7 protein-coding genes and 1 pseudogene are annotated in these 6,776 nt (G+C 54.3%); 3 read left to right on the top strand and 5 right to left on the bottom strand.

Going from position 1 to position 6,776, the window contains the following annotated elements; genetic code table 11:
* Together ACEQU8_RS12850 and lipB are read right to left on the bottom strand one after the other, a co-directional pair.
* Positions 1-330: pseudogene (locus ACEQU8_RS12850) on the bottom strand (lipoyl synthase); the annotation flags it as partial.
* Between the two features lie 38 nt (positions 331-368).
* Positions 369-1,064 (bottom strand): lipoyl(octanoyl) transferase LipB, encoded by a 696-nt coding sequence (gene lipB, locus ACEQU8_RS12845; protein ID WP_370264132.1) that lies wholly within the window; start codon positions 1,062-1,064, stop codon positions 369-371.
* A gap of 44 nt (positions 1,065-1,108) precedes the next feature.
* Between lipB and ACEQU8_RS12840 the strand changes: the two genes are divergently transcribed.
* Positions 1,109-1,768 carry a GNAT family N-acetyltransferase gene (locus tag ACEQU8_RS12840; RefSeq protein ID WP_370264131.1) on the top strand — a complete coding sequence of 220 codons (660 nt, stop codon included), beginning with the start codon at positions 1,109-1,111 and terminating at the stop codon, positions 1,766-1,768.
* A 1-nt stretch (position 1,769) separates the two neighbouring features.
* On the opposite strand, the gene ACEQU8_RS12835 is transcribed toward ACEQU8_RS12840, so the two are convergent.
* Complete coding sequence (locus tag ACEQU8_RS12835; protein ID WP_370264129.1) at positions 1,770-4,187, bottom strand: hypothetical protein; 2,418 nt, start codon at positions 4,185-4,187, stop codon at positions 1,770-1,772.
* A gap of 106 nt (positions 4,188-4,293) precedes the next feature.
* On the bottom strand, positions 4,294-4,944 hold the full coding sequence (locus tag ACEQU8_RS12830; protein WP_370264128.1) for a cupin domain-containing protein: 651 nt from the start codon (positions 4,942-4,944) through the stop codon (positions 4,294-4,296).
* A 169-nt stretch (positions 4,945-5,113) separates the two neighbouring features.
* Here ACEQU8_RS12830 and ACEQU8_RS12825 point away from each other — a divergent pair, with 169 nt between their 5' ends.
* A complete protein-coding gene (locus ACEQU8_RS12825) occupies positions 5,114-5,593 on the top strand; it encodes a M23 family metallopeptidase (protein ID WP_370264127.1) in 480 nt (159 codons plus the stop codon).
* Complete coding sequence (locus ACEQU8_RS12820; RefSeq protein WP_370264126.1) at positions 5,587-6,108, top strand: hypothetical protein; 522 nt, start codon at positions 5,587-5,589, stop codon at positions 6,106-6,108. The genes ACEQU8_RS12825 and ACEQU8_RS12820 overlap by 7 nt, the downstream gene beginning before the upstream one ends.
* 71 nt (positions 6,109-6,179) lie before the next feature.
* On the opposite strand, the gene ACEQU8_RS12815 is transcribed toward ACEQU8_RS12820, so the two are convergent.
* A partial coding sequence (locus ACEQU8_RS12815; RefSeq protein WP_370264125.1) for an IS3 family transposase occupies positions 6,180-6,776 on the bottom strand: 597 nt, incomplete at its 5' end.

Below are 6,776 nucleotides of genomic sequence, written 5' to 3'. Positions count from 1 at the left end.
GTCACAAAACGGACAGCGGCGCGTGCACTTGTCCCCCATGATCATGAAGGTGGCGGTGCCTTTGCCAAAACATTCACCAATGTTGGGGCAAGAAGCCTCTTCACACACAGTGTGCAAATTGTGTTCACGAAGAATTTGCTTGATTTCGTAAAAGCGCGTGCTGGGGGAACCGGCCTTGACGCGTATCCATTCCGGTTTTTTAAGCTGCTCGATGGGCACAATCTTGATGGGAATTCGAGCGGTTTTGGCAGCAGCCTTTTGTTTGACCGTGGGGTCAGTGACCGCCTCAAGGTTGCGGGCCACGACGGGTTTTTGCTCGAACTCAGACACGTTTTGCTCCTGCTGACCACGGGGTGGTGGGCCAGAAATTACTTTGCCACTGCCTGTTGTGCAGCTTCAAGGTGATGAATCAATTTTTTCATTAGACGGGTTTGCATCTCATCACATGAAATATTAACACCAATGCGATGCAAATCGACAGTTTCTAACCCTGCATACCCACATGGGTTGATGCCCAGGAAAGGTTGCAAATCCATGGCCACGTTCAGCGATAGGCCGTGGTAGGTGCACCCGCGACGAACCTTGATGCCCAAAGCGGCGATTTTGGCCAAGGCGCCCTGTTGCATGGTGTACACACCCGGCGCATCAGGCTTGCGCTGAGCGTCGCCCACACCCACCTCCACCAAGGCGTCGATGATGGCTTGCTCCAGCAGATGCACGTATTCGCGCACCCTCAAGCCGTAACGGCGCAAGTCCAACAGGGGGTAAACCACAATTTGCCCTGGCCCGTGGTAGGTGATTTGCCCGCCACGGTCAGTTTTGACCAGAGGAATGTTGCCGCGCTGCAACAAATGTGCAGGGTCGCCAGCCAAACCGAGGGTGTATACAGGCGGGTGCTGGCACAACCAGACCTGGTCGCAATCGACCGGCCCGCGCGTGTCGGTAAAGTTTTGCATGGCCTGCCAAGTGGGCAAATAGTCGACCAAGCCCAGGTGCTTGATTTGAATACCGCCTCCAACAGCAGTGCTACCGGCTTGCAGGGGGGCTGGTTCTTGATGGATCATGGGTGCATCTTTTAAGAATTTCAACACTTTGCATCGAGTTTGCCATGTCTTCCGAGCCCATTGAATGGTTTGATGTTCCCAGCGTGCTGGGTCGCCGGGCCGCGTCCATATTGGGCTTGTCCAAGGTGCCGATTGTGGAGCTGGATGACACGCATCGCCCCCTGATTCTTGCACACTTGTTGGCGCTGAACGAGGAAGACCGGCGCCTGCGCTTCAGCTACGCGCTCGGTGACGCTGCCATTGCCAAGTACGTCAACAATCTGAATTTTGAACGTGATTCGGTGTTTGGAATTTTTGGGCGGGACGAAGCCCTGCTGGGCGTGGTGCACTTGGGTGTGCTTAACCCCGGTGAAGAGGCCAAGGGCCCGCGCGGTGCGGAATTGGGAATTTCGCTGACGGCCGATATGCGCGGTCATGGCCTGGGCACTCTGCTGTTTCAACGCGCACTGCGACGAGCGCGCAACGAGGGTGTTGAAATGCTGTTTATTTACACCCTGTTGGAAAACGAGGCCATGCTGCGCATCGCCCAAAAGCTGGGCATGCGCGTGAGCAATGCCGACGGGCAATGCGAGGCGCACTTAAAAGTGCAGCCCGCGAGCACTGGCTCTGTGATCCGTGAGTTTGTGGATGAGCACCTGGCCGACATCGACCACCTGTTCAAAAGCTCGCTGGGGCAATTCAAACGTTGGGCAGAAGAGTTTTAAGCTAATCGGCCACGCACTCTGGCAAGGGGTCACGCCCCTTAAAAATCCAGATGGGCGCACTCACAGCCACAATACGATCCCCCCGCTTGGCTCGCACAAAGTACCAATTTTTGCCATCGGCAGGTGTCACTGTAAAACGTCCGCTCGCGCCCGTTTGGGTTTGCAACGGTACATAACGCTGCTCTGGATTGCTGCTGGGGCCCGCCTGCGAACCAAATAGTTCAAATGATATGCCCTGCAAAACGTCCATGGACTGGGTGCTGCGCAGGCTAAAAGCCAACTCTACGGTGTTTGCTCGAGTGCCGATGCGCGACCCCATGGGCTGGCGCTGCGCGCCCTGCAAAGCTTCAAAGCTCAATCGAAGGGCGTTCTCCTGCTGGGCCACGGTGTAAAAACGCCGGGCTAGAAAGGCCTCGCGGATGTCGTCCCGATTGTTGGAACGTGCAATCACCACGGTTTTGGGCAAGCTGCCACCACCCCAGTCGGTGGCGTGATGATCTTCTGAACCCACGGGCCCTAAGTACCAGCCTTTGTCCAAGGCGTGGCCGTACCATGAACCAAACCTGCCATCCGTGTCGTATTCATCGCCCTTGCCAAACACCTCCAGCCCTACCACACGGTAGTCTGCTGGGGCCACGTATTTAAAATCATTGAAAGCGTATGCAGGGTCGCCCTGCTGGAACACATTCAAGGCATTCAGTGCAATGGCCATGCGGGTGGCCTGGCCCATGCCCTCGCCAATTTGTAAGAACGCGCTGTGTAAAGCATCTTCGCGGCCGGGGTGATTAAACACCATGATGCCGTCACCTCCGCCGCCCAATTGTGGCGACAACACAAACCACTGCCAGAACAGATCCATGGAAACGGCGTAGCCCGGGCCTGTTTTGGCGTTGATGTTGTTTTTGCTGAGATACACATTGGCATGGCCAAACCGATCGGAGGTCCACTCAAAACCGCGCATTGCCGTGAACACGCCAGGAGACTCTGCATTGATCTGGTTGGCCTGATCCAATGTGGCCTGCCATTTGTTCAAACTGTTGGGCAGGTTGTCGGGGTCTGAAATAACACAAGACAACGGTTGGCTTTGACAGTTGTCTGGGTCGGGCAAGGCAAGCGGAATTGACAGGTTGTCTGAATGGTCCGAGGACATCACAAAATCGAGCCCTCTATCCCGGGTTTGCTGATACACCTGAAGCGGATCGGTGTTGGCTTGACCATCCGAATAAGCCGTGTGTTCGTGCATGGCCCCAAGCAAGTGGACATAGCCTTGTCCGCTGATGCCAGCACCATAGAATGGATTACATTGGCCGGCAGAATACTGGGCGCTGGTCGGCTGTTGTGCGCCCAAAGGGGGCGCCGTTTGCAAGCCATAGAGCAGGCAACCCTCGCGAGCGGGGTTTTGCAAACAATCAAGCAGGCTCGGAGTGCCATGTGCAGCACGGCGCACAGCTGCACTCACCTGCTGCATTGGCGCCTGTGCATTGCTAGCCTGCGTATCGCGCACCTGCACTGAAAACTGCAGCGTTTGGTCTGCAAAATCGGCGGGCACCACCACTTGGGCTTTGGCCTGGTCTGAGTTTTGAATAACAACGGCTGCACCACCGGTTTGGGTCCATTGGTAGAACAGTGCGTCACCATCAGCATCACTTGCATCGACCTGCAAGGTGAGTGTTTCAGAAGGACGTACTGGCTCAGGCAGCGCCGTGGTGCTCCGAATAATAGGCAAAGTGTTGTTGGCCCGAGCAGGCGTGCTCACCTCAAACAGCTTGAAGCCCAAGCCCTGCTGGTTGTCGATGGCCATGGCCCGCAGGATGTAAGTTTGCGCGACTGGGGAGTTGGGCAACTGCACATTCAGATTGCAGCCTGTTTCCTCGTATTGGAGGTTCAAAGTTTCATTGCGCCATTGGTACGTGGCGATGCTGCCGTCGCTGTCGGTGGAGGAGCAAGCACTGGCCCGCAGCTGCAAGTCTTGCTGCACCGCTTGGGTTTGCAGCACCACGGTGGGCAGGGCGTTGTTGAAGGTGTTTTGAATGGTGATTTGAACTTGATCTTGCAGGACCGCACCACTGGCAAGCTCTGCCTGCACCACAAAGTTCACTGGCGTGTCTTGAGCCACCTGGGGCAAGGGCAAACGCAGGATGGACTCATCCGAGCGGCCTGAGGGACCAAAATACACCGTGTCTTCGCTGGCTGGAAACCAGGCGTAGGCCACCACGGCATCCTGCTCTGCATTTTGCACCAAGGCGCGCAGCTCAATGGTGCTGCGCTCAGGGGCCTGCTGATCACCACCGGCTTGAATACTCGGCGTGCTCTCTTGCCCCTCCACTCGACCATCTGCACTTGCATCACCCCCACTGCCATTGCAAGCAAGCAACATGGCTGTAAAAAGCGGAACAACGGCAACAGGGGTATAACGCATCGCATGCACCTTGGATCAACGGCCTTGATACTGGATACATGCCAAAAGGGATTTGTGGATTCACCCTAAACGACATGTCATGAAATTGACACAAACCGTGCCAATTTCACAGATGGCCTGTACGCACCAGGATGGTACAACCCGATTTGCTGAAGGGCGTGTGGGCACTCGCATGTGGACTGCGTATCCAGGTGCCAGCGGGGTAGTCGCCATGCTCATCCGAGAACACGCCGCTCAGCACGAATATTTCTTCTCCCCCCATGTGGCGGTGCATGTTGAAGTGGGTGCCGGGCGCCCATTGCACCAGTGCGGTGTGACGCGTCTCAAAGCTGTCCAGGGGCATCACTTTCAAGCCAGGCACCAGGCCCTGCCGCCATTCCGCGGTGTTGGTGTTGATCACCACGGGGGTTTGATCAGCCGGATGCATGTGCCGCAGTTTGACCAGGATGATGCAACCCTCGCTGGACTTGGGTGAATGCCGGGTGCCCACCGGGTTTTTTACGAAAGTGCCTGCGGGGTAAGCTCCCCATTCGTCTTCAAATGTGCCCTCCAGCACAAAGAACTCCTCGCCACCACCGTGCTCGTGTTCTGGAAACGCGCAACCTGGGTCGTAACGCACAATCGACGTGAGGCGTGCCACCTCATCGCCATCGCGTTCCAACATTTTCCGCCACACCCCAGGGGCTGGGGAGGCCACCCAATCAAGTTGAGTGCTGTTGACGACGGCACGCAGGGACAGATCGGCGTTGAGTTTCATGGTGCTGCTCAAGTGGCATACAACCCTTTGCATTTTACAGGAGACACTCAAAGTAAAGATGCAACTTTGGCTGTGAGATTTGTTACGTAAGTTTTTGAATGTCCGGTTGGTTTCTATTGACCTACTGAAACGGGAAATCAAACAACCTTTTTAAGATGACTCATTAAGAATGAATAAATACTGGCCGGTACCGGAGTGGCTTGAAGCCCAATCTTATAAACAACACCCCCGGAGCTTCGGTACGAAACGTAGCAAGGGCAGAATGCACGCGGGATGTGACTTGTATGCCCCTTTGGGCTCGCCAGTGATCGCAATTACAGATGGACGCGTTATTGAATCAGGGATTTTCTATCTTGGAACCTCCCAAGTTACGATTCATCATGGCTTACTCGGCGTGGTTCGATATAGCGAGATCGAAACAGGGTCTGCGCCTAAAATTGGGAGCATGATTGTGGCTGGCCAACAAATTGGAAAAATCGGAAGTCTTGGTCAAGGAATTCATCCAATGCTACATATTGAACATTACTCAGGCGGTGCAACCGGAAGTTTAACCAATCTAAAGAACGCACCGTTTTTTCGGCGGAATGACCTATTGGACTGTTCGGTGCTCCTAGATTCCTTGCTCTGCTTGAGGAAAAAACGATGCTAAGGATTATTTGCTCCTGCGCAGCAATTACAGCACTGATGGCCTTAACTCAGGGTTGCAGTGGCAAAGACGAACAGCGCATCGGCTCTGGCGTGGTTTTATATGAAGGCATCCAACCAAACACGCTATTTCTTGGTCCCAAAATTGGCGACACTGCGCAAAAATGTGTCCGTGCTGTTGTGATTCGCGATGCCGAGTTGGCCTGTACAAACAACCGATGCGATGAACAAGTTTTTCATTTGCCGGTTCGCCCACTGTCCAATGGGCAGCGTGCTTTGCATGTCGTTCCATGTAACGGTGATCCGGATTTGGCGAATGGGACCTTGCTGACAGACCGATCTTCGGATGACTCGACTGCAATCCTATACTTTCAGTCCAATCGTTCCGGTGATCAACTTTGGAGGCAAATTGTTGATGAAGGCGGACAGTATAAGATCGAGTTCCCGACTGAGGCGTCTGTGGGCATTCTTCGCTTGGATGAACATGGCGGATATGTGTGGGAAGAATTGATTGAATGACAACTGGTAGAGCAGGCCTCATTTAGTCGGACAGTTTTTGTGGATTTTTAATAAACATCCAGCCCTGCGGGTTAAGCGGCCAATGCCGCAACTTGGTTGACGAAATACACCTCGTCAGGGGTTTTGTAATCCAAGGCCTGATGGCCTCGACCGGTATTGTAAAACGCAATGTACTCGTGCAAGTACTTCCTGGCTTCCGATGTTGTTTCGTAGGCCCGAAGGTACACCTCCTCATATTTCACCGTGCGCCAGAATCGTTCGATCACCACGTTGTCACGCCAACAGCCTTTGCCATCCATGCTGATTTGTATGTCATGACCTTTGAGCATTTCCGTGAACTCCAGGCTAGTGAATTGACTGCCCTGATCGGTGTTGACGATCTCGGGCTTGCCGTATTTGGTGATCGCTTCTTGAACCGCATCAACGCAGAAATCGGTATGCATGGTGTTCGACAGCCTCCAACTGAGCACTTTCCTGCTGAACCAATCAATAACTGCGCACAAATACAGAAAGCCGCGTCTCATCGGAAGGTAGGTGATATCCAACGCCCAGACTTGGTTGGGCCGAACAATGGGCATCGTTCGCAGCAAATACGGATAGATTTTGGGCCCAGGGTGGCGCTTGCTGGTGTTAGGCTTGCGATAAATGGCTTGAATACCCATCTTGCG

Origin of the sequence: Limnobacter sp. (assembly GCF_964228395.1) — a bacterium.
GTDB lineage: Bacteria > Pseudomonadota > Gammaproteobacteria > Burkholderiales > Burkholderiaceae_B > Limnobacter.
The sequence above is the reverse complement of the archived record's forward strand: the minus strand, read 5'-3'. Positions and strand labels throughout refer to the sequence as shown.

Excerpts from the sequence above, each read along its gene's own strand:
- lipB (WP_370264132.1), bottom strand. The coding sequence starts at position 1,064 with ATGATCCATCAAGAACCAGCCCCCCTGCAAGCCGGTAGCACTGCTGTT.
- ACEQU8_RS12840 (WP_370264131.1), top strand. The coding sequence starts at position 1,109 with ATGTCTTCCGAGCCCATTGAATGGTTTGATGTTCCCAGCGTGCTGGGT.
- ACEQU8_RS12835 (WP_370264129.1), bottom strand. The coding sequence starts at position 4,187 with ATGCGTTATACCCCTGTTGCCGTTGTTCCGCTTTTTACAGCCATGTTG.
- ACEQU8_RS12830 (WP_370264128.1), bottom strand. The coding sequence starts at position 4,944 with ATGAAACTCAACGCCGATCTGTCCCTGCGTGCCGTCGTCAACAGCACT.
- ACEQU8_RS12825 (WP_370264127.1), top strand. The coding sequence starts at position 5,114 with ATGAATAAATACTGGCCGGTACCGGAGTGGCTTGAAGCCCAATCTTAT.
- ACEQU8_RS12820 (WP_370264126.1), top strand. The coding sequence starts at position 5,587 with ATGCTAAGGATTATTTGCTCCTGCGCAGCAATTACAGCACTGATGGCC.